Annotated in this window: 19 protein-coding genes; 7 read left to right on the forward strand and 12 right to left on the reverse strand. The window is 68.5% G+C overall.

The window, feature by feature from the left end:
• A partial coding sequence (locus MFF24_RS20455; protein ID WP_238227116.1) for a transposase occupies positions 1 to 174 on the reverse strand: 174 nt, incomplete at its 3' end.
• A gap of 200 nt (positions 175 to 374) precedes the next feature.
• On the opposite strand from MFF24_RS20455, the gene MFF24_RS28875 reads away from it, so the two are divergent.
• Entirely contained in the window at positions 375 to 1139 is a 765-nt protein-coding gene (locus MFF24_RS28875) for a flagellin (protein ID WP_283214528.1), read from the forward strand.
• On the opposite strand, the gene MFF24_RS20465 is transcribed toward MFF24_RS28875, so the two are convergent.
• Positions 1121 to 1801: a response regulator transcription factor gene (locus MFF24_RS20465; protein ID WP_238226854.1), complete on the reverse strand. Its 681-nt coding sequence runs from the start codon at positions 1799 to 1801 to the stop codon at positions 1121 to 1123. The genes MFF24_RS28875 and MFF24_RS20465 overlap by 19 nt on opposite strands.
• A 410-nt stretch (positions 1802 to 2211) precedes the next feature.
• Between MFF24_RS20465 and MFF24_RS20470 the strand changes: the two genes are divergently transcribed.
• Positions 2212 to 3489 carry an aspartate aminotransferase type Ic gene (locus MFF24_RS20470; protein ID WP_238226856.1) on the forward strand — a complete coding sequence of 426 codons (1278 nt, stop codon included), beginning with the start codon at positions 2212 to 2214 and terminating at the stop codon, positions 3487 to 3489.
• Positions 3490 to 3649: 160 nt separating this feature from the next.
• Here MFF24_RS20470 and MFF24_RS20475 read toward each other — a convergent pair whose 3' ends face one another.
• The 5 genes from MFF24_RS20475 to MFF24_RS20495 all read right to left on the reverse strand — a co-directional run bounded on the left by MFF24_RS20475 (position 3650) and on the right by MFF24_RS20495 (position 9440).
• Positions 3650 to 4768 carry an ATP-dependent DNA helicase gene (locus MFF24_RS20475; protein ID WP_238226858.1) on the reverse strand — a complete coding sequence of 373 codons (1119 nt, stop codon included), beginning with the start codon at positions 4766 to 4768 and terminating at the stop codon, positions 3650 to 3652.
• A gap of 48 nt (positions 4769 to 4816) precedes the next feature.
• Positions 4817 to 5752, reverse strand: a complete 936-nt coding sequence (gene hemF, locus MFF24_RS20480; RefSeq protein WP_238226873.1) for an oxygen-dependent coproporphyrinogen oxidase — start codon at positions 5750 to 5752, stop codon at positions 4817 to 4819.
• A gap of 108 nt (positions 5753 to 5860) precedes the next feature.
• Positions 5861 to 7579: a flotillin family protein gene (locus MFF24_RS20485; RefSeq protein WP_238226881.1), complete on the reverse strand. Its 1719-nt coding sequence runs from the start codon at positions 7577 to 7579 to the stop codon at positions 5861 to 5863.
• Between the two features lie 68 nt (positions 7580 to 7647).
• Positions 7648 to 8304 carry an OB-fold-containig protein gene (locus tag MFF24_RS20490; protein WP_283214529.1) on the reverse strand — a complete coding sequence of 219 codons (657 nt, stop codon included), beginning with the start codon at positions 8302 to 8304 and terminating at the stop codon, positions 7648 to 7650.
• A complete protein-coding gene (locus tag MFF24_RS20495) occupies positions 8301 to 9440 on the reverse strand; it encodes a PspA/IM30 family protein (RefSeq protein ID WP_108938710.1) in 1140 nt (379 codons plus the stop codon). Before MFF24_RS20495 ends, MFF24_RS20490 begins: the two co-directional genes overlap by 4 nt.
• Before the next feature lie 386 nt (positions 9441 to 9826).
• On the opposite strand from MFF24_RS20495, the gene MFF24_RS20500 reads away from it, so the two are divergent.
• Complete coding sequence (locus MFF24_RS20500) at positions 9827 to 10840, forward strand: helix-turn-helix transcriptional regulator (protein WP_238226883.1); 1014 nt, start codon at positions 9827 to 9829, stop codon at positions 10838 to 10840.
• A 205-nt stretch (positions 10841 to 11045) separates the two neighbouring features.
• Positions 11046 to 11363, forward strand: coding sequence for a DUF6894 family protein (locus MFF24_RS20505; protein ID WP_166058401.1), 318 nt, complete (start codon positions 11046 to 11048; stop codon positions 11361 to 11363).
• Between the two features lie 71 nt (positions 11364 to 11434).
• Here MFF24_RS20505 and MFF24_RS20510 read toward each other — a convergent pair whose 3' ends face one another.
• Positions 11435 to 11884, reverse strand: a complete 450-nt coding sequence (locus MFF24_RS20510) for a tRNA (cytidine(34)-2'-O)-methyltransferase (protein ID WP_238226891.1) — start codon at positions 11882 to 11884, stop codon at positions 11435 to 11437.
• 127 nt (positions 11885 to 12011) lie between these two features.
• Here MFF24_RS20510 and MFF24_RS20515 point away from each other — a divergent pair, with 127 nt between their 5' ends.
• The 3 genes from MFF24_RS20515 (at position 12012) to MFF24_RS20525 (ending at position 15718) form a co-directional block, all read left to right on the forward strand.
• Positions 12012 to 13868, forward strand: a complete 1857-nt coding sequence (locus tag MFF24_RS20515) for an ABC transporter ATP-binding protein (protein ID WP_238226894.1) — start codon at positions 12012 to 12014, stop codon at positions 13866 to 13868.
• Positions 13869 to 13886: 18 nt separating this feature from the next.
• On the forward strand, positions 13887 to 15305 hold the full coding sequence (locus tag MFF24_RS20520; RefSeq protein ID WP_238227129.1) for an MATE family efflux transporter: 1419 nt from the start codon (positions 13887 to 13889) through the stop codon (positions 15303 to 15305).
• A 65-nt stretch (positions 15306 to 15370) separates the two neighbouring features.
• Positions 15371 to 15718, forward strand: coding sequence for a DUF3140 domain-containing protein (locus MFF24_RS20525; RefSeq protein ID WP_238226903.1), 348 nt, complete (start codon positions 15371 to 15373; stop codon positions 15716 to 15718).
• Positions 15719 to 15733: 15 nt separating this feature from the next.
• On the opposite strand, the gene mtnA is transcribed toward MFF24_RS20525, so the two are convergent.
• The 4 genes from mtnA to MFF24_RS20545 all read right to left on the reverse strand — a co-directional run bounded on the left by mtnA (position 15734) and on the right by MFF24_RS20545 (position 20322).
• The gene (gene mtnA, locus MFF24_RS20530; RefSeq protein WP_238226912.1) at positions 15734 to 16831 is read right to left on the reverse strand and encodes an S-methyl-5-thioribose-1-phosphate isomerase; all 1098 of its coding nucleotides are present in this window, start codon (positions 16829 to 16831) and stop codon (positions 15734 to 15736) included.
• A gap of 229 nt (positions 16832 to 17060) precedes the next feature.
• The gene (locus MFF24_RS20535) at positions 17061 to 17264 is read right to left on the reverse strand and encodes a DUF1902 domain-containing protein (RefSeq protein WP_108938702.1); all 204 of its coding nucleotides are present in this window, start codon (positions 17262 to 17264) and stop codon (positions 17061 to 17063) included.
• A 103-nt stretch (positions 17265 to 17367) separates the two neighbouring features.
• Positions 17368 to 18987: a phosphoglycerate dehydrogenase gene (serA, locus tag MFF24_RS20540; RefSeq protein ID WP_373322727.1), complete on the reverse strand. Its 1620-nt coding sequence runs from the start codon at positions 18985 to 18987 to the stop codon at positions 17368 to 17370.
• Between the two features lie 159 nt (positions 18988 to 19146).
• Positions 19147 to 20322: a phosphoserine transaminase gene (locus MFF24_RS20545; protein WP_238226920.1), complete on the reverse strand. Its 1176-nt coding sequence runs from the start codon at positions 20320 to 20322 to the stop codon at positions 19147 to 19149.
• Positions 20323 to 20402: the final 80 nt, after the last annotated feature.

Genomic DNA, 20402 nt, shown 5'->3' on the forward strand with positions numbered 1-20402 from the left:
CAGCACGTAGAAGATCGCGTGCAGGATCTCCCGCATCGTCCAGACCGGCGGACGCCCGCACGGTGCAGGCTTGGGCATCAGCGGCTCGACCACAGCCCATTCGGCATCCGTCAGGTCGGTTTCGTAGCGCAGGCCCGAGCGGCTATGCTGCCGCCGGGTGGTCGGGGTCCACATGGCACTTCCAGGTCAGGCTTCAGCACCCTTCTGGAAGCATCGCCATCCCGGCCACTCAACCCCAAACTCAACCCTTATCAGACGGGCTCTTAGTGGCACCAACGAAGTCAGCTTCAACCTGTTGCTGGACGGCGGCTTCACCGCTGACATCCTGATCAACAAGACGACGATGGCCTCGGCCGCCGCTAATCTGACCGAAGGTGACGACGCAGGAGTTCCTCGACGCAATCAACAACCAGAGCGCCGCCGACACCGCCACCACGCCGCTCGCTGGCAAGGTGACCGCTTCGGTCGACACCGCGGGCCGCCTGACCTTCAAGACCGCCACGCCCGGCGCCGCGGCTTCGGTCACGATTCAGAACAACACGGTCTCGACTGGCAACACCCTGGTCGATGTCGGTTTCGGCACCGGCACAGCGGCCACCGATGCGCGGGTCGGCAAGGGCTCGGCGGCGGGCACCACGGCCGGAAAGGGCATCCTCGACACGGTCGAGGGCACCGGCTTCTCCATCGCCACGATCAACATCGCGAACCTTGTCGGCACCACCGGTGATGCGACGCTCAGCGCTGTTATCACCCAGGTCGAGAAGGCGATCGCCAAGGTGACGGATGCCGGCACCAAGCTCGGCGCCAACAAGACTCAGATTGACGGCCAGAAGGCCTTCGTCGACACGCTGATGAAGGCCAACGACCGCACCATCGGTATCCTGGTCGATGCCGATATCGAGGAGGAGTCGACCAAGCTGAAGGCGCTCCAGACCCAGCAGCAGCTCGCGGTCCAGGCGCTCTCGATCGCCAACTCCGGCAGCCAAGACCGTCCTGTCCCTGTTCCTCTAAGCCGAAAGGCGGGCCCGTCCCTCGCGGGCGGGCCCAACCGGACACGCAAAAAGGCCGCGCTCACATCGAGCGCGGCCTTTTCTTCATCTGAGGGCTTCGTGCGGGATCGTCAGCCGACGAAGGTGTAGCCCGCCATCCGCTTGGCCTCGATCGGGTCGTAGCCCAGCCGCATCCGCAGCTTCTTGCGCAGCTTGCTGATATGGCCCTCCACCACGCTCTCCTCGACGCTGGTGTCGAGGTCGCCGTAGACGGCCGTGAAGATCTGACCCTTCGTCACCTGCCGGCCGCGGTTCTTCGAGAGATATTCGAGGATGTGCCGCTCGCGTCGGGGCAGGATCAGGCAGGCGCCATCGATCTCCGGGTCGCGGCCGTCGGTGTAGACCTTGAGGCGCCCGGCCCGGTCGGGGGCGGGGGCCGGCTCGACGCCGCGGCCGGTCCGGCGCCGGATTGCGGTGGCGCGAGCGATGATCTCGCGGACATGGACGGGCTTGCGCACCACGTCGTCGATGCCGGCGGTGAACAGCGCCAGGGTCTGCTCCAGGGAGCGCGTCTCGTTGAGTGCGATGATCGGCGCCCGGCTGAGCGAGCGGATCGCCACCGTGCAGGAGGCGCGGTCGGCGCAGTCGCCGATCAGGAAGCCGTCGATCGCCTCGACATCGATCCGGGGAGCGGCGTCGAGCCAGCCCCTCATCGAACCGATGGCCAGACCCTGCGCCTTCACGCCCTCGGCGCCGAAGCCGGCAACGTAGTGGTCGGTGACGCTCTGCCGCTCGTCGACAACGATATACATCGTCAGTGCTCGAAGATGTGCGAGGTCATTGCGTCCCGCGCGAAAATCCTTCGCGCGCCGCCATGGCCGTTCGAGTTGTGAATAGGGTTGCCGAATGCTGTCGGATGGCGGCCTCAAGAGCGGGTCGGCTGGTGCTCGACGCGTCTCGCTTGCCGCTTCCTCCAACATTTGACGGTCTTAGCTTTTTGGTTGGAATGGTTAACGGCGCGTTAAGGCTAAGCTCGGGGTGGAACACGCGTTAGGAGTTTGGTCACCTCGCATCGGGGCTCGTGACAGATGTGTCACAGTGTGACCCGCTGACTTCGGTGCAGCCCACGTCTTTCCGTCCGAGCGATCTTGACCCGAGCGGCGCCGCGGGCTCGAACCCTGGCTCGGCTCTGCCCCGAGGAATCCGAGCCAAGAGGAATCCGATGCCGTCGCTCTCCACCCTGTCATCCGAGGCTCTGACGGAGCTGCGCTCTCGCCTGCGCGGCGAGTACGAGGCGCTGAAAGCGCAGGGCCTGAAGCTCGACATGACCCGCGGCAAGCCTGCCTCGGATCAGCTCGATCTCGCCGCCGAGATGCTGGCGCTGCCCGGCAACCGCGATACGACCGCCGAAGATGGCACCGATGCGCGCAACTACGGCAACCTTCAGGGCTTGTCCGAGACCCGCGCCCTGTTCGCGCCCGTGCTCGGCGCCACGCCGGAGCAGATCGTCATCGCCAACAATTCGAGCCTCGCGCTGATGCACGACGTGCTCGTCTACGCCCTGCTGAAGGGCGTGCCCGGCGGCGAAGGGCCTTGGTCGAAGCAGGAGCCGATCACGATCCTCTGCCCCGTTCCGGGTTACGACCGCCACTTCGCCCTGTGCGAGGGATTCGGCATCCGCATGATCCCGATTCCGATGACGGGGGAGGGGCCGGACATGGATGCCGTCGAGCGCGCGGCCGCCGACCCGTCGGTCAAGGGCATCTGGTGCGTGCCGCAATATTCGAATCCGAGCGGCGAGACCTATTCCGACGAGACCGTACGGCTGCTCTCGTCCCTCAAGGCCGCCGCGCCCGATTTCCGCATCTTGTGGGACAACGCCTACGCGGTGCATCACCTCACCGAGGCCCGGCCCGCGCTCGTCAATATCCTGGAGGCCTGTGCTGCGGCGGGCCATCCCGACCGACCGATCGTGTTCGCCTCGACCTCGAAGGTGACGCTGGCCGGCGCCGGCCTCGCCATGCTGGCCTCTTCGCCGGCCAACGTGAAGTGGTACCTCGCCCAGGCCGGGCGGCGCAGCATCGGACCGGACAAGCTCAACCAGCTGCGCCACGTCCGTTTCCTGCGCGACGCCGCCGGGATCACGGCGCATATGGAGCGTCATCGCGCCCTGATTGCCCCCAAATTCGCGGCGGTGCAGGAGGCCTTCGCGGCCCGTCTCGACGGGTGGGAGGTCGCCCGCTGGAGCCAGCCGCTCGGCGGCTACTTCATCACGCTCGACGTCGCCGACGGCACCGCCTCGCAGGTGGTCCGGCTCGCGGGCGAGGCGGGCATCGCGCTGACCCCGGCCGGCGCGACGCACCCCTACGGAAAGGATCCGCACGACCGCACGCTGCGGATCGCGCCGACCTTCCCGAAGCTCGATGCGGTGCGCAAGGCGGCGGAGGCGGTGGCGCTCTGCACTCTGCTTGCAGCGGTGGAGGCGCGAGCGGCGGGCTGAGGGCGAGCCATTCTCCGCGGGTCATGCGGAGAATGGCGTTCCTGATCTTCGCACGTCGTGCGTCGGATTTTTTGAAAGATCCGAAGCGGGGCTGATCGCATCCCCTATCCCGCAGACGGGGGGAGGGGATGCGCGACATCGAAACGCTTGTCGGTGGGACTCACACCACCACGGTGATCGCCTGCGCCGCCCGCGTCAGGCCGGTATAGAGCCACCGTGCCCGGTGCTCGCGAAAGGCATAGGATTCGTCGAACAGCACGACCTTGTCCCATTGCGACCCCTGCGCCTTGTGCACGGTGAGCGCGTAGCCGTAGGTGAACTCGTCGGTCTCGCGGCGCAGGAAGAGCGGAATCTCCTCCTCCGACCCCTCGATCACCTGCCGCAGCACCTTGATGTCCACGGCGCGGCGGCGCACGGCCGGGTCGTCCTCGGGCACGACGTCGAGGCGGATCGTGTCGGGGCGGGGCGGGGCGCGGAGCGCCTGCACCGTCCAAGTCGAGCCGTTGAGCAGGCCCTTGGTGCGGTCGTTGCGCAGGCAGACGAGCTTCTCGCCGACCGACGGCATCGGGTCGGTGTGGCCGGCGAGCTCCCGCAGGCGGTTGTTGTAGAGGCGGCGCGTGCGGTTGAGGCCGACCAGGACCTGATCGCAGTCGAGCACTTGCGCGGGGTCGATGTCGCGGCGGCGGATCACTCGGCTCGCGCCGTACTCCCCGACCTCCAGCCGCCCGCCCTCGCGGATCGTCATCGCCATGCGCACGATCGGGTCGTCGGCGGCCTGACGGTGGACGTCGGTGAGCATCACGTCGGGCTCGGCCTCGGTGAAGAAGCCACCGCCGCGCACGGGCGGCAACTGCGCGGGATCACCCAGCACCAGCACCGGCTTGTCGAAGGAGAGGAGGTCGTGGCCGAGGTCGGAGTCGACCATCGAGCACTCGTCGATGACGATGAGGTCGGCCTTGGCCGCCGGTCCCGAGCGGTTGAGGCTGAAGGTCGGGCCGCCCTCGTCGCCCTCCTTGGTGCGGTAGATCAGCGAGTGGATCGTTGCGGCGTCGTGGCAGCCCTTCTGGCGCATGACGGAGGCCGCCTTGCCGGTAAAGGCGCCGTAGACAACCGGACCCTCGATGTCGTCGGCGATGCGGCGGGCCAGCGTGGTCTTGCCGGTGCCGGCATAGCCGAACAGGCGAAACACTTGGGCACCGCCCTCCTTGCGCCAGCGGGCGATGGCTTTGAGCGCCGCGTCCTGCTGCGGGGCGAACTGGGTGGGAACGGACTCGGCCATGGCGTCACGTCATAGACGAGTCGGTTGGGTTTGGGACCGGCCGTGACGTCAGGGCCAGCGCACCGTCGGCGGCAGGGAGGAGAGGATCGAGGCGACGTTGCCGCCGGTCTTCAGGCCGAAGATGGTGCCGCGGTCGTAGAGCAGGTTGAACTCGACGTAGCGCCCGCGCCGCACCTGCTGCTCCTCCCGGTCGGCCTCGGTCCAGGCTTGCGCGAGGTTGCGCCGGACGATCTCCGGGTAGGCCTTGAGAAACGCCTGCCCGACCTCGCGGGTATAGGCCAGGTCGGCCTGCGGATCGCCGGTCCAGTGATAGTCGTAAAATATGCCGCCGATGCCGCGGGGCTCGTTGCGGTGCTTGAGGTGGAAGTACTCGTCGCACCACGCCTTGTACCGCTCGTAGTTCGCGGCTGGCGCATGCCGCTCGCAGGCCTCGCGCAGGCAAGCATGGAAGAACTGCGTGTCGGGATCCTCTTGCGTCCGACGCCGGTCGAGCACGGGGGTGAGGTCGGCGCCGCCGCCGAACCACGCCTTGGTCGTCACGACGAAACGGGTGTTCATGTGCACCGTCGGAACGTTCGGGTTCCAGGGGTGGACGATCAGCGAGATGCCGGTGGCGAAGAAGCGCGGGTCTTCGGCCGCGCCCGGCATCTGCGCCCGGAATTCCGGGGCGAACTCGCCGTGTACGGTCGAGATATGGACGCCGGCCTTCTCGAAGACGCGACCCTTCAGCATCGCCATCACGCCGCCGCCGCCCGGCACGCCGCTATGGTCCGTGCGCTGCCAGGGCGTCTTTTCGAACCGGCCCGCCGCCTTCGGCGCGTCCGGGTGGAACGGACCGGTCGCCTCGTCCTCCAGCGTCTCCAGCGCGGCGACGATGCGGTCGCGCAGGGTGGCGAACCACGCGCCCGCCTCGCTCTTCAGCGCGGCGAGGTCGTCGGGGGATGGCAGAGGGGCAGAATTCGGGGCGGCTGTCGCATCGCTCATGGCTCTAGGCTTTCCCATCCGGGCCACGATCCGTCAATTCGAGGCACGATTGGGGAGGGCTCGATGTCCCCCCGCCCTCGGTCGATGCGGTGTCCCGTCCGGTCCGCTTCAAGCGCCGGAGAGGGTCTCCGCGGCTTTGGCGTGTCCGTCGGCGAGGGGCTTGGCCGCGCCGTTCCGAAGTCCGCCGACCAGCGCGTCGAGGCTGCCCTTGCCCTCGGAAAACCCCGCCTCGTTCAGAATCGCCCCGAGGATTGGGCTGTTGTACTGGTAGCGGAGCAGGTGGCCCGACAGGCTGTCGCCGAGGCTCGCCGAGACGCCGCCCGCGCCGTTGCCGCCGCCCAGCATCCCGCCCGCGTCGAAGATGCGGATCGAGTCGATCTTCTCCACCGCCCGCATGCTCTCGCGCAGGGCATCCGGGATGATGCCGAGGCGCTTCAGCCCGGTCTCGAAGGCACGGGCCTCGGGTGAGAGGGCGTTGCGGGCCTCGTTCATCACCCGCTCGCGCTCGGCCTCGGCCTGGCCGAGCTTGGCGATGGCCTCTGCCTTGGAGGAGGCGGCCGTCGCCTCGGCCTCGGCGAGCGTGGTGATGGCGTTGGCCCGGTCCTCGGCCGCGCGCCGCTCGGCCTCCGCCGTGACGGTGACGCCGGTCGCCTCCCGCTCCGCCTCGCGCTTGGCGGCGATGACCGCGATCTCGCGCTCGCGCTCGGCGATCTCCTTGGCCTTGGCGGTGGCGACGCGCTCCTCGGCGGCGACCGCCAGAGCCTCGGCGGCCTTGGCGGCGGCGCGCGCCTCGGATTCGCGCTGCGAGCGCTCGGCGATCTTTATGGCGTTGTCCTGCAGCACGAGCTGGCGCTCGCGCTCGGCCTCCGCGTTGCGCTGGGCGATGGCGAGATCCGCCTCGATCCGCGCGCCCTCCGAGTTCTTGCGTGCCTCGGCCTCGCGCAGGCGCACCGCCTGCTCGCGCTCGATCCGTGCGGTCTCCTCGCTCTGCTGGGCGCGCTGCTCGGCCTGGGCGGTCTCGGCGCGGGTCTCGGCGGTCTTGTTGGCGATATCGCGCTCCTGGGCGAGTTCGGCCTCGCGGGTGGTGCGCTTGATCTCCAGTTGCTTGAGCGCGGTCTCGCGGTCCTTCTCGGCCACCGCCACCTCGGCATCGCGCTCGGTGGCGTTGCGCTCCTTGCGGCGCTGCTCGGTGATCTCCTTGAGCCGCGCCAAGCCTTCCGCGTCGAACGAGTTGTCGGGGTTGAAATGCTCGATCGAGGTCTGGTCGAGGCGGGTCAGCGAGGCGGATTCGAGTTCGAGGCCGTTGTGGCGCAGATCGCCCGAGACCGCCTCCTGCACGCCCTTGACGAAGGCGGCGCGCTTCTCCTGGAGGTCGGGCAGGGTCATGCCGGCGGCGACCGCGCGCAGGGCATCGACGAACTTCGCCTCGATCAGCTCGCGCAAGAGCATGGCGTCATTGGTGCGGTCGCCCAGCGTCTGGGCGGCGAGCGCGATCGATTCCTCCTTGGGCTCGACCCGGACATAGAACTCGACGGTGATGTCGGCCCGCAGCCGGTCCTTGGTGATGAGCGACTCGTTGCCGGAGCGCTTCACTTCGAGCCGGAGCGTGTTGAGGTTGACCATGGCGATCGAGTGGAAGACGGGCAGCAGCACCGCGCCGCCATCGACCACGACCTTGCGCCCGCCCAGACCCGTGCGGACGAAGGCGGTATCCCGCGTCGTGCGCCGGTAGAGCCGGCTGAACACGAAGCCGATGCCGAGCAAAGCCACGACGATGATGCCGGCGATGACCAGCAGGTTGACGATGCCGGAACTGACCATGTCCATCGCGTGCGATCCTTTCGGCCAAGGGCTCGGTTAGGGGCTCGGTTAAGGGTTCGGCTGGGGGAGGGCGTTCAGAGATCAGGGGTGGCGGGCACCGCGACGAAGACCGCCTCGATCCGGTCCACGAGGAGGACGCGGGCGCCCGTGGCCATGGCCGGCGCGCCGGGGGCGGCGCGGGCGCGCAGGAAGTGGGTGTTGCCGTGGCGGTCCACCGCGCGGACCTGGCCCGGCAGGCCCTCGTCGAGGGGGCCGAGGGTAACCTCGGCGGTGGCACCGACCAGATCGTCGGCGGTGACGACGTAGGTCTCGTCCCGCGGGATCAAACCGGCGATGGCACGAGTCGAGACGCGAAGGGCCGGGAGCGTCGCCGCGCCGGCCACCGGAACCGCCAGGAGGGCGGGCAGGGGCGCGACGAGGGCGGCGGCGAGCCCCTGCACGAGGAAGCCCGCCAGCGCGAAGACGGCCAGCGCCAGGATCAGCAGGATCAGGAAGGGCACGCGGCCAAGATTGATCCACGACATCAGCGCGGCCGGGGAGAACGCGCCGTCCGCATCCGCCGCGGTGGCGAGGTCGCCGCCGCCCCCCGCCTCGTGGCCGAGGGCATTGTCCACCAGCCCGGAGAGGGAATGGCCGACGAGGAGCGACAAAACCTCCACGACGACGAGGCCGGTCATCACCACTGCGGCCAGGGTGAAGGGGAACAGGGCGGGGCCGACCAGCGCGCTCACGAAGGCCGGCCCTGCTTCAGCGCGGCGAGCCGCCGCTCGATGGCGTCGTCCCGGTGGAGCCGGTCGAGTTCCTCGACCGAGGGATCGGCAACCGCCGAGGCCGTGCCGGTCACCCGGTCGATCGCCCGCAGCGATTGTTCGAGCTGGCGGGTGCGCGTCACCTCCTCGCGGCCGTAGCCGTCGAGCGGGTCGGCCGCCTTCGTCGGAGGCTGTCGCAGCAAGGCGATCCGATGCTCGGCGTCGCGACGGGCGGCCTGGGCCGCCTGCATCGCCTTGGTGGCGGCTCCGTGCCGCTCGGCGACTTCGGCGAGGCTCGAATCGATCGCCTCGATCTGGCTCTCCAGATCGAGCTGCCGGCTGATGCCCGCCCGCGCCAGATCCTCGCGTCCGCCGGCGAGCGCCAGCGACAGCTTCTCGGGCAAGGCCGAGAGCTCCCCGTCGAGTTGGCTGCGGCGGGCGGTGAGACGGTGCTCCTCGGCCTTGATCTTGCCGAGATCGAGCCGGGCCTCGTGGATCACGGCGTCGATCTCGCGCAGGGCCTGCTCGGCGACCGCGAGGGGATTGCGGTCCTCGACCGCGTCGATGGCGGCGTTCGACAGGCCGCCGATGATCCGGCCGACGCGGGTCAGAATGTTCTCGGGCATGCGGGTCTCCTCTTTCGGGGCGGTGACGGAGACGCCCACCTGGATGGTGAGCGTGTCGCCCGCGACCGTGAGGCGGGCGCTGGAGAGGTCGCGCCAGGGGCCGTCATAGCCCTCGACGCGGTAGGGCATCGTGCGACGCCCGCAGAGTGTGGTGAGCGCGATCTCGGCGGCGCCCTTCACGCTGAACAGCTTGTCGTCGAGCGGCATCGACGTGACGCCCTCAGGGTCGAACCCGGCGGGGCGCTGGGCGAAATCACGGATGCCGAGGGTTACGAGGCGGGCCGGCAGCCCGGTCTCGTCGCGCGCGCGCTGGTAGCCGTGCTCGATCAGGGCGACGACATTGGCCCGCAGGCCGTGCTCCCGGCGGATCTCTTCGAGGATGACGAGCATCCGCCGATAGGCCGCGAGCAGGGACCGGACCGCATCGAGATCGGCCGGCTCGGGCAGAAGCCGGTACGTCAGACGAGAGGGAAGGATTCCTGAGCGCGTCACGGCTCGACGGTAAAACACCGAATTGGTGTTTTCAACGACAATGCACGCATCGGATGTGACGATCCTCGGCGTTTGCGCAGGCGAGGTGTGAGGTCGCACACGCCTCCTGTCATCGGCTTGCGCATCTCGGCCGGCAAATGAACCCTAGGATTCGCGCGATCGTTGGATGATGGTCTCCCGGCCGTCGCCATCACGTCAAGAATGGTCGATGAAGGATCGCGGTGAAACCAGTGCTTCTCTGCCAAAATCTGTCATCGATGTCTTGGGTGTCCACGGCGAACTTGTTATTGACTCGCCATGCCCGCTGGGTGGTCTTCGGGCGGCATCTCATCCTGCGTGTCCATTTATGGCACTGAAGCCATCATCCGTATCCGCGATCTGTTCCGATGCCCGATAGCAAAAGCCGACAGCCCGGGGCCCGAGACGTTCAATCGGTCTGGCGGCCACAACGGTTCTTCGCGCATCAACTGCAATCCGTGCGCGAGTTCGAGCGCCTGAACGACGACGGCGGGCTCGCCGTGAACTTCTATCCCGTCTCCCGCGCAACCCCTCAGGTCCGGGTGGAGGGCGGACAGAGCCCGACCATGAGCCTTTGGCTCACCCAGTCCGCCACGGGCTTCCTGACCGTTCCCACGCTGGAAGCCGATCTGTTCACCATCCGCTTCGTCACCGGCGGCCAGATGATCCGCCGAAACGTGCGCGGGGAGCAGGTGGTCACTCAAGGCTACGCAACGTTCAGCGCACTGGAGGATATGCGAAGCGGCGAGGCCTCGTCGGGTTTCACGGCCATCAGCAGCACCATCGCGCGCGCATCGCTTCTGTCGAGCTACCACGCTCTGGAGGGAAAAGTGGATCGCCCGCTTCCCGCGCTGGAGCCGCTCACCTCAATCGACGGTTTGGGGATGCGTGCGCTCTTGCTGTCGCTGGAGCAGATGCAGATCCGGCTGCGCGATGTGCGTACGGTCGACGATCTGTTCTTTCCGCTGCTGGAAGAGATCGTTTCCTACCAAATGCTGAGTGTGTGGCCGCGGGCGCCGGTTGCCGAACTGCCTTCGCCCGGCAGTCTCTCGGCGTCTCACGTTCACCGCGCGGTCGAATACATCGGGGCTCATCTGGCGACGCCGTTCCGGTTGGCAGATGTCGCGGCCGAGGTGGGGGTGAGTGTCCGGATGTTGCAGATGTCGTTCAAGCGGGAGTTGGGCGTGACACCGGTCGAATTCATCATCGAGCGTCGTCTGCAGCAGGTTCACCGCGATCTCTGCAGCGAGGCGCAGCGGGATGTTTCGATCGCGGAGCTGAGCCGCCGATGGGGCTTCGCGCATATGAGCGACTTCGCGCAACGTTATCGGCGCCGCTTCGGCTGCACGCCGCGGGAAACGCGACGGGATATGCTGCGCTGAGTGGACTGCCGCGATAGCGGAAATGCGAAACAGTATTATTTTCGCGAATACAGCAGTTTTACCCGCCATTAAACGATTGACAGGATTATTACCTATCGAATAGCTAATTCAACTGAAGCGGTGTCCGCGTGCGCAGGTTCGGCGATCCGGCTGGCCGTCAACGTTCCGAGTGCACACTCGGGTGACGCTCTCTCAGGAGCCAGAGATGCCCAGGTTCTTCTTCAATACCAATGACGATCTGGAATTATGGGATGAAGAGGGAACGGACCTGCCGGATCTCGATGCGGCCCGTCGTGCCGCCATTCGCTATGCCGGAGAACTCTTGAGAGAGGCGGCCTCGTCCGTCGGCTTCGGTGACACGTGGCAGCTCACGGCGAGCGATACGACCGATGCCGTCCTGTTCACGATCGACGTCAAGGTCACCCTGAACCAAGCGGCGCTGTCCGTGCCGTCTTCCGATGTCGCGCATCGTCAGAAGCAGACGCGGGCGCAGCAGTCCGAGCGGGCCGTGCATTCGAACTGAGCCGGCGGCCGGTCACGGCACGCGAGCGCGCGCAGACTGATCCGTCGAGGCTGGCACAGCGGCGATCGACCCTACCCCGTCTGCCGGATTGCCTCACCCAGGATCATCGCGGCGCAGACCGCGACGTTGAGCGAGCGCAGGCCCGGCCGGATCGGCACCACCACCCGGGCCTCGGCCGCCGCGTGCACCGCCTCCGGAACGCCGGCCGATTCACGCCCCATCAGCACGCAGTCGCCGTCGCGGAAGGCGTGCTGCGTGTACGGCACCGAGCCGGCGGTGGTCGCGAGCACGAGGCGGCAGCCGGCCGCCTCACGCCATGCCTGGAACGAGTCCCAGGACCGGTGGCGGGTGATCGCCACGTGGTCGAGATAGTCCATCCCCGAGCGGCGCAAATTCCGGTCGGACACGTCGAAGCCGGCCGGTTCGATGATCTCGACGGCGACGCCGAGGCAGGCCGCCATGCGGAGCATGGTGCCGGTGTTCTGCGGGATGTCCGGCTGGTAGAGGGCGAGGTGAAGCATCGGCAGAGCGGGGCGGCGGGGCAGGGTCCTGCCTGCGGCATCGGGGCAGGGTTGATGAGCGCGGGGTTGGCCCGGCGTCAAGGAGGCTTACCTGAGCCTCTCATTTCTCACTCGGTTCCTCCGCATCATGTTCCTCGATTGGCTCGAGCGCCGCATCGATCCGTTCGCGCCCTTCGACGACCGGCGCATGCCGCCGAAGACCGTTCTGGGCTTCGCCGGCTTCTACCTGCGGCCGATCCGCGCCGCGCTCGTGGTGCTGTTCGTCATCGCGGTGGTGGCCGGCGGCATCGAGGCCTCGCTCTACCTCTTGCTGCGCTGGTTCATCGACCTGATGAGCGCGGCCGACCGCACGACCGTGCTCTCCGATAACGCGGTGCCGCTGACGCTCGCAGCGCTGCTGCTGCTCGTGGTGCGCCCGCTGGCGGCCTTCCTGCATGAGTTGGCCTCGAACCAGCTCATCGTGCCGCAATCGACCAACCAGATCCGCTGGCGCACCCACCTCTACACGCTCGGCCACTCGCTCTCGTACTTCCAGGCGGATTTCGCCGGGCGGCTCGCCAACCGCACCGTGCAGGTCGGGCCGGCGGTGCGCGAACTCGCCGTCGTGTTCATCGACACCCTGCTCTACGTGGCGATCTACGCCGTCACCGCGATCGGGCTGTTCTCCTCGATCTCGGCGTGGCTGGCGCTTCCCGTCGTGGTCTGGGTCGCGGCCTACGCGGCCCTGACGGCGTGGTTCGTGCCGCGCGCCCGCAAGCGCTCGCACCTGACCGCGGAGACCCGCTCGACCCTGATCGGCCGGGTGGTCGACAGCTACACCAACATCATGACCGTGAAGCTGTTCGCCCGCGACCGAGAGGAACGCGCCGCCGTGCGCGACGCGGTCGAGACCCATACGAAGGCGTATTTGCACCAGTTCCGGCTCACCACACTGACGACGAGCCTGCTCGCGGCTCTCAACAGCCTGCTCCTGTTCGCTACCGCAGCCGTGTGCTTCGCCCTGTGGCAGCGTGGCGGGATGACGACCGGCGAGGCGTCTGCCGGCCTCGCGCTGATCCTGCGGCTGATGGCGATGTCGGGCTGGGTGATGCAGACCGTGCGCGGCGTGTTCGAGAATGTCGGCGTGATCCAGGAGAGCATGCAGACCATTGCCCGGCCGCACGGCCTGACCGACGTGCCGGGGGCCAAGACGCTCCACGTCACCGGCGGCGACATCCGCTTCGAGAACGTGGATTTCCACTACGGGCGGGGGGACGCCAGCATCATCGAGGATCTGTCCTTCCATATCCGCCCCGGCGAAAAGGTCGGCCTCGTCGGTGTCAGCGGTGCCGGCAAGAGCACGATCACCGCGCTGCTCCTGCGCCTGCACGACGTCGAGGGCGGGCGCATCCTGATCGACGGGCAGGACATCGCCGGGGTGACGCAGGATTCCCTGCGCGAGGCCATCGCCATGGTGAGCCAGGACACCTCGCTGCTGCACCGCTCGATCCGCGACAACATCGCCTACGGTCGGCCTGACGCCACCGACGCCGAGATCGAGCAGGCGGCGCGGCTGGCGCATGCCCACGACTTCATCCTCGACCTCGTCGATCACAAGGGCCGGCGCGGCTACGACGCCCATGTCGGCGAGCGCGGGGTGAAGCTGTCGGGCGGCCAGCGCCAACGCATCGCTATCGCCCGCGTCATCCTCAAGGATGCGCCGATCCTGATCCTCGACGAGGCGACGAGCGCGCTGGACAGCCAGGTCGAGGCAGCGATCCAAGAGGCGCTCGACACGCTGATGGGCGACAAGACCGTGCTCGCCATCGCCCACCGGCTCTCGACCATCGCCGCCCTCGACCGTCTGATCGTGATTGATCACGGGCGGATCGTGGAGGAGGGCACCCATGCCGAGTTGATCCGCCGGGGCGGCCTCTACGCCGACCTGTGGCGGCGCCAGTCCGGCGGTTTCCTGGGGGACCGGGCGCCGGCTCCGGCCTCCTGAGCAGCGTAGATGAGTTCTGTGACGTCCACACCGAGCCTCGCGGCGACCGGTCTCGATCGGCCGCCGGCCTCGCCCTGGTGGGATGAGCTGCGCGCGACGCTGAAGCTCTCGGCGCCGCTCGTCCTCATCAACCTCGCCCAGCACGGGTTGGTGGCCTCGAACGCGGTGCTGCTCGGCCGCCTCGGCGCCGAGCCCATCGCCGCGGGCGCGCTCGCCACAAGCCTTTACCTCTTGCTGTTCATCGGCGGCATCGGCCTCACCTCGTCCGTGGCCCCCCTGGTAGCGGAAGCGATCGGCCGGGAAGCGGGGGCGGCGTCCGGCGCGGTGCGGCGCACGGTTCGGGCGGGGCTGTGGGTCGGCTTCCTCGTAACCCTGGCGCTGATGCCGGTGCTCTGGTTCACCGAGGATCTTCTGGTGCTGCTGCACCAGGAGCCCGCGGTCGCGCGCGATGCCGGCTCCTACATGCGTGTGCTGCAATGGTGGATGTTTCCGGCGCTCACCTTCATGGTGCTGAAGGGGGCGCTCGCTGCGCTGCAGCGGCCGGGACCGCCGCTCGCAGTGAGCCTGATCGCTCTGCCGCTCAACCTCGCGCTCGGCGCCTTCCTCGCCTTCGGTCCGCCGGATCTCGGCATCGTCGGTGTGGCGCTCGGCACCGTGCTCACCGAATTTCTGGCGCTCGTCGCACTGGTGTTGGTGATCCGGCTCGACCGTCGCCTCCACCGCCACCGGATGTTCGCCAGCCTCTGGCGGTTCGACACCGAGCCCCTCGCCCGCGTGGTGCGGGTCGGCCTGCCGATGGGCGTGGCGGGGATCGCCGAGGCCGGCCTGTTCGAGGCGGCCACGGTGGCAATGGGCACCTTCGGGACCGTGCCGCTCGCCGCGCACGCGATCACGCTCCAGATCGCCGCGACCTGTTTCATGGTGCCTAACGGCATCGGGCAGGCGGCCACCGTGCGGGTCGGGCGCGCCTACGGCGCCGCCGACCGGGCTGCCCTGCGCCGGGCGGGGGCGGTCGCGCTCTGGCTCGGCTTCGGCTTCATGGTGGCCTGCGCCCTGGTGCAGCTCCTCGCGCCGCGCACGCTGATCGGCCTGTTCCTCGATGCCGACGCGCCGGGCGCGGCGGGCGTGTTTCCCGTGGCCGCCGGCTTCCTGATCTTCTCGGCCCTGTTCGCGATCTCGGATGGCGTGCAGTCGGTGGCGCTCGGCGCCCTGCGGGGTCTGCAGGATACCAAGGTGCCGATGCTGATCGCGCTGTTCGGCTATTGGGGCATCGGCGTGCCGCTCGGCGCGGCGCTCGCCTGGGGCGCCGGGATGGGCGGGCGCGGCATCTGGGCGGGCTTCTGCGCCGGCCTTCTCGTCGTCTCGGTCGCCCTTGTGATCCGCTGGCGGCGGCTGAGCGCGGGCCGGGCACGCGGCCCAAGCGCGCAGGCGGGGTGAGAGCGGAACCGCGCCTGAAAAGCGCCCGTTGCCGCCCCGACGAGAGCGGGAGGACGACAGGCGCCATGGCCCAGGCCGACGATCACGAGACGATCTGGAAGGACTTCAAGGATGCGGTGAACATGACCGCCTCAGCCGTGGAGAAATTCCTGGAATCCGACGAAAGCCGGTCGGTCGGGCAGAAGAAGGACGGCGGCGAGGCCACCGGCCACAAAGAGGGCCGCCGCATCGTCGAGATCCTCCACAAGAAGAAGGCCGACCTCAGCGACGACGACTATGCCCATATGAAGAAGGTGGTCGGATACGTGCACCGCCACCTCAAGCAGGGCGGACCCGAGGACAAGTCCAAGATGAAGGATTCGCCCTGGCGCCTCTCGCTGATGAACTGGGGCCACGATCCGCTGAAGGATTGAGGCCCTGTTCGCGCGTCAGGCGGCCTTGCGCCGCTCCGGATAAAGCCCGGCCAGACCCTCCTCGCTCGCCTCACAGACGCCGCGCTCGGTGATGATGCCGGTGACGAGGCGGGCCGGCGTCACGTCGAAGGCCGGATTGGCCACCGGGCTGCCCGGCGAGACCACGGCAACGGTGGCGAAGGCGCCGTCATCGGTGCGGCCGCTGAGGTGGGTGACCTCGCGGGCGTCGCGCTCCTCGATCGGGATGTCGCGCACGCCGTCGTGCAGGGTCCAGTCGATCGTCGAGAAGGGCAGGGCCGCGTAGAACGGAATGCGGTTGTCGGTGGCTGCCAGCGCCTTCAGGTAGGTGCCGATCTTGTTGCAGACATCGCCCGAAGCCGTGGTGCGGTCCGAGCCGACGATGCAGAGGTCGACCTGCCCATGCTGCATCAGGTGGCCGCCGGCATTGTCGGCGATCACGGTGTGCGGCACGCCGTGGGCGTTGAGTTCGAAGGCGGTCAGCGCCGCGCCCTGGTTGCGCGGCCGGGTCTCGTCCACGAAGACGTGGACAGGCACGCCGGCATTGTGCGCGACGTAGATCGGCGCCAGCGCCGTCCCCCAATCGACCGTGGCGAGCCAGCCGGCGTTGCAATGGGTCAGCACGTTGACCGGCCCGCCCTTCTTCGCGGCGATCTCGGAGAGGATTGCGGCCCCGTGCTCACCGATGGCGCGGCAGCTCGCGACGTCCTCATCGGCGATCCTTGCCGCTTCCGCGAAAGCGAGCGCCTCGCGCTCGGCCTCCGGCGCCCGGCGCAGCAGGGCGGCCATCCGGTCGAGCGCCCAGCGCAGGTTGATCGCGGTCGGCCGCGTGGCGGCGAGCGTCGCGGAGGCCCGCTCGATCCCCGCTTCGCTCGCGTCCACCCGCATTGCCAGCGCCAGCCCGTAGGCGGCGGTGACACCAATCAGCGGCGCGCCGCGCACCACCATGGTGCGGATCGCCACAGCCGCGTCATCAAGGCTCGTCAGCCGCTTGAGTTCGAAGGCGAAGGGCAGCCGGGTCTGATCGATGACCGTGACGGCCTGTCCGTCGGCTTCGGGGAAGATGGTGCGATAGGGCCGTCCGTCGATCTTCATGGGGTGCTCGCGCGTGAGAGCGGCGATCCGGCCGCGATGGTCGCCGGCCGAAGCGATGTCGGCCGGTGTCTCATCCCGCGAGTGTGTCGCCAGAATGGCCTGGGGCGGTCAAGCCGTCCCATCGCCCCGCGCGGAGCGAAAGCCTGAGCCCGCGGAGGCGGGCGCCGGCGATTGAGGCGAGCAAAAAGGCCAGGGTGATCGCTTTCGAACGATAGCCCTGGGGCGTCGGTCAGCGGGCCACCCGCTCGACGTAGATGTCGATATAGGCGCCGTCATCGAGGCCGAGCAGGTCGCGGATCATGCCGGGCAGCTTGCACAGCAGGGCCGGCATGGTCGGTGCCTCGGTCGCGAGGCCCGGAACCGGCGAGTCGTGGACGAAGAAAACGCCGGCAGCCTCGTCCCAGGCGCAGCGAACGGTGACTTTGCAGCTCATCGTGCGATCCTCATTCTCAGGGGGGAGGGCGGACGGCGCCGTCGGCGCCGTGCCGTTCGGGAGCGGAGGGGCGGGGGCTGCCTCCGCCGGGGCCGGGGCGGCCTCAGAACCGGACGGGGCGTACACGCTTCACCTGCGGGATGGCCTCGATCGCTCTCAGCACCTCGGGGGACACCTCGGCATCCACCGAGACGAAGGCGACGGCAGCACCCCCCTTCGATTCGCGGCCCATCGCGAAGGTCCCGAGATTGACGCCGGCATCGCCGAGCACCGATCCGAACCGGCCGACGAAGCCGGGCCTGTCGTGGTTGCGCACGTAGAGCATCAGCGGCGCGAAGGGCGCGTCGATGTTGATGCCCCGGATCTCGATGACCCGCGGCTTGCCGTCGTTGAAGACGGTGCCGGCCGCATCGCGCGTCATGTCCTCCGCCTCGACTGCGATGCGCACCACCGATTCGTAGTCGCTGGCCCCGCCCTCGCGCTTGATCTCGTCGACGACGATCCCGCGATCCCGCGCGATCACCGGGGCCGAGACCATGTTCACCTCCTGCAGGATCGGGCGCAGTGCGCCGGTCACCGCCGCCGAGGTCAGCGCACGGGTGTTCATGGCGGCCACCGCACCCTCGTAGGTGATGCGGATGCCCTTGATCGGCGCCTCGGTGAGCTGGCCCAGGAACGAGCCGAGCTTTTCGCACAGAGCGACGAAGGGCTTGAGGCGGGGCGCCTCCTCAGCCGAGATCGAGGGGAAATTGACGGCGTTGGTGATGGCGCCGGTGAGCAGGTAATCGGCCATCTGCTCGGCGACCTGCAGCGCCACGTTCTCCTGCGCCTCGGAGGTCGAGGCGCCGAGATGGGGCGTACAGATCACGTTCGGGTGGCCGAAGAGCGGGTTCTCGATCGCCGGCTCGGTCACGAACACATCGAGGGCTGCGCCCGCCACGTGTCCGGAATCGAGCGCGGCGCGTAGGGCCGCCTCGTCCACGAGGCCGCCGCGGGCGCAGTTGATGATGCGTACGCCCCGCTTGGTCCGGGCGAGGTTTCCCGCCGAGAGGATGTTGCGGGTCTTGTCGGTGAGCGGCACGTGGAGCGTGATGATGTCGGCCCGCGCCAGCAACTCGTCGAGTTCGACCTTGTCCACGCCGATCTCGACGGCGCGCTCCGGCGTCAGGAAGGGATCGTAGGCGATCACCTTCAGCTTGAGCCCGATCGCCCGGTCGGCGACCACGGCGCCGACATTGCCGCAGCCGATGACGCCGAGCGTCTTCCCCGTCAGCTCGACGCCCATGAAGCGGTTCTTCTCCCACTTGCCGGCCTGTGTCGAAGCGTCGGCGGCGGGGATCTGACGGGCGAGCGCGAACATCAGGGCGATGGCGTGCTCGGCGGTCGTAATCGAGTTGCCGAACGGCGTGTTCATCACGATCACGCCCTTGGCGGTCGCCGCCGGGACATCGACGTTGTCGACGCCGATGCCGGCGCGGCCGATCGCCTTGAGCCGCGTGGCCTGGCCCAGCAGCTTGCCCGTCACCTTGGTGGCGGAGCGGATGGCAAGGCCGTCATACCGGCCGATGACGGCCGCCAGCGCCTCCTTGTCCTTGCCGAGGCCGGGCTGGAAATCGACCTCGATACTGCGATCGCGGAAGATCTGAACGGCAGCCTCCGACAAGGCGTCGGAGACGAGGACCCTGGGTTTGGCGGGGATGGGTGCAGATATGAGTTTAGACACGGGAGCACCTCGCGTCGTGCGGGCGCGCAGGATCGCGTCCTCTCGGGAGAGGCATGGCCGGTCGCCGCGTCGCGCGGGAATCAAGACCGGCGGATCGCTGGAGCGCGTCGATAAGCAAATGGCCGGTCTCATGACCGGCCATCGTGACGTCTCAGACCTTCAGGCCGCCGCGGCGGCGAGCGCCGCCTTCTCCTGGGCGAAGGCCCAGTCGAGCCAAGGCGTCAACGCCTCGATGTCGGAGGCCTCGACGGTCGCCCCGCACCAGATCCGCAGCCCGGCCGGCGCATCGCGGTAGGCGCCGAAGTCGAAGGCGACGCCCTCACGCTCCAGGCGGCTGACGATCCCCGCGGCGACGGTCTTGACCACGGCGTCGCCCTTGGCGAGCACGTCCGGGTCGGTGATCACGAGGCAGACGCCCGTGTTCGAGTAGGTTGCCGGATCCACCGCGAGGTGGCCGATCCAGGGCGTACGCGCCACCCATTCGTGGACCGCACGGGCATTGGCGTCGGCCCGCGCGTGCAAGGCGTCGAGCCCGCCGATACTCTCGGCCCATTTCAGGGTGTCGAGGTAGTCCTCGACCGCGAGCATCGAGGGCGTGTTGATGGTGTCGCCCTTGAAGATGCCCTCAATGAGCTTGCCGCCCTTGGTCAGGCGGAACACCTTCGGGATCGGCCAAGCCGGCGTGTGGCTCTCCAGGCGCGCCACGGCGCGCGGCGAGAGGATCAGCATGCCGTGCGCGGCCTCGCCGCCCATCACCTTCTGCCAGGAATAGGTGACGACATCGAGCTTGTCCCACGGCAGCGGCATCGCGAAGGCGGCCGAGGTCGCGTCGCAGATGGTGACGCCCTCGCGGTCGTCTGAGATCCAGTCGCTGTGGGGGACCTTCACGCCGGCCGTGGTGCCGTTCCAGGTGAAGACGATGTCATTCTTCTTCGTGTCGATGGCGTCGAGCTTGGGCAGGATGCCGTGCTCGCCGACATGCACGATCGGATCGATCTTGAGCTCTTTCAGAGCGTCGGTGACCCACTCGGCGCCGAAGGAATCCCAGGCCATGACCTCGACGGTCTTCGGGCCGAGCATCGACCACATCGCCATCTCGACGGCGCCGGTATCGGAGCCGGGGACGATGCCGATGCGATAGTCGGCGGGGACGCGCAGGACCTTGCGGGTGAGTTCGATGGCCTCGGCGAGCTTGGCCTTGCCGGCGGCCGAGCGGTGCGAGCGGCCGAGCGCCGCGCCGGAAAGGGCATCGAGGGTCCAGCCAGGACGCTTGGTCGTGGGGCCGGACGAGAAATAGGGCACGCGCGGGCGCGCGGCGGGCATTTGAACCGTCATGTCATCCATCCTTCCAGATGGTTGCCTCCCGTTGGGGGGAGGTGTCCCACCGCGGTGAATGGCGGATCGCGCACCGCAAG

The sequence above is a fragment of the Methylorubrum aminovorans genome, assembly GCF_022179725.1.
Lineage (GTDB): Bacteria > Pseudomonadota > Alphaproteobacteria > Rhizobiales > Beijerinckiaceae > Methylobacterium > Methylobacterium aminovorans.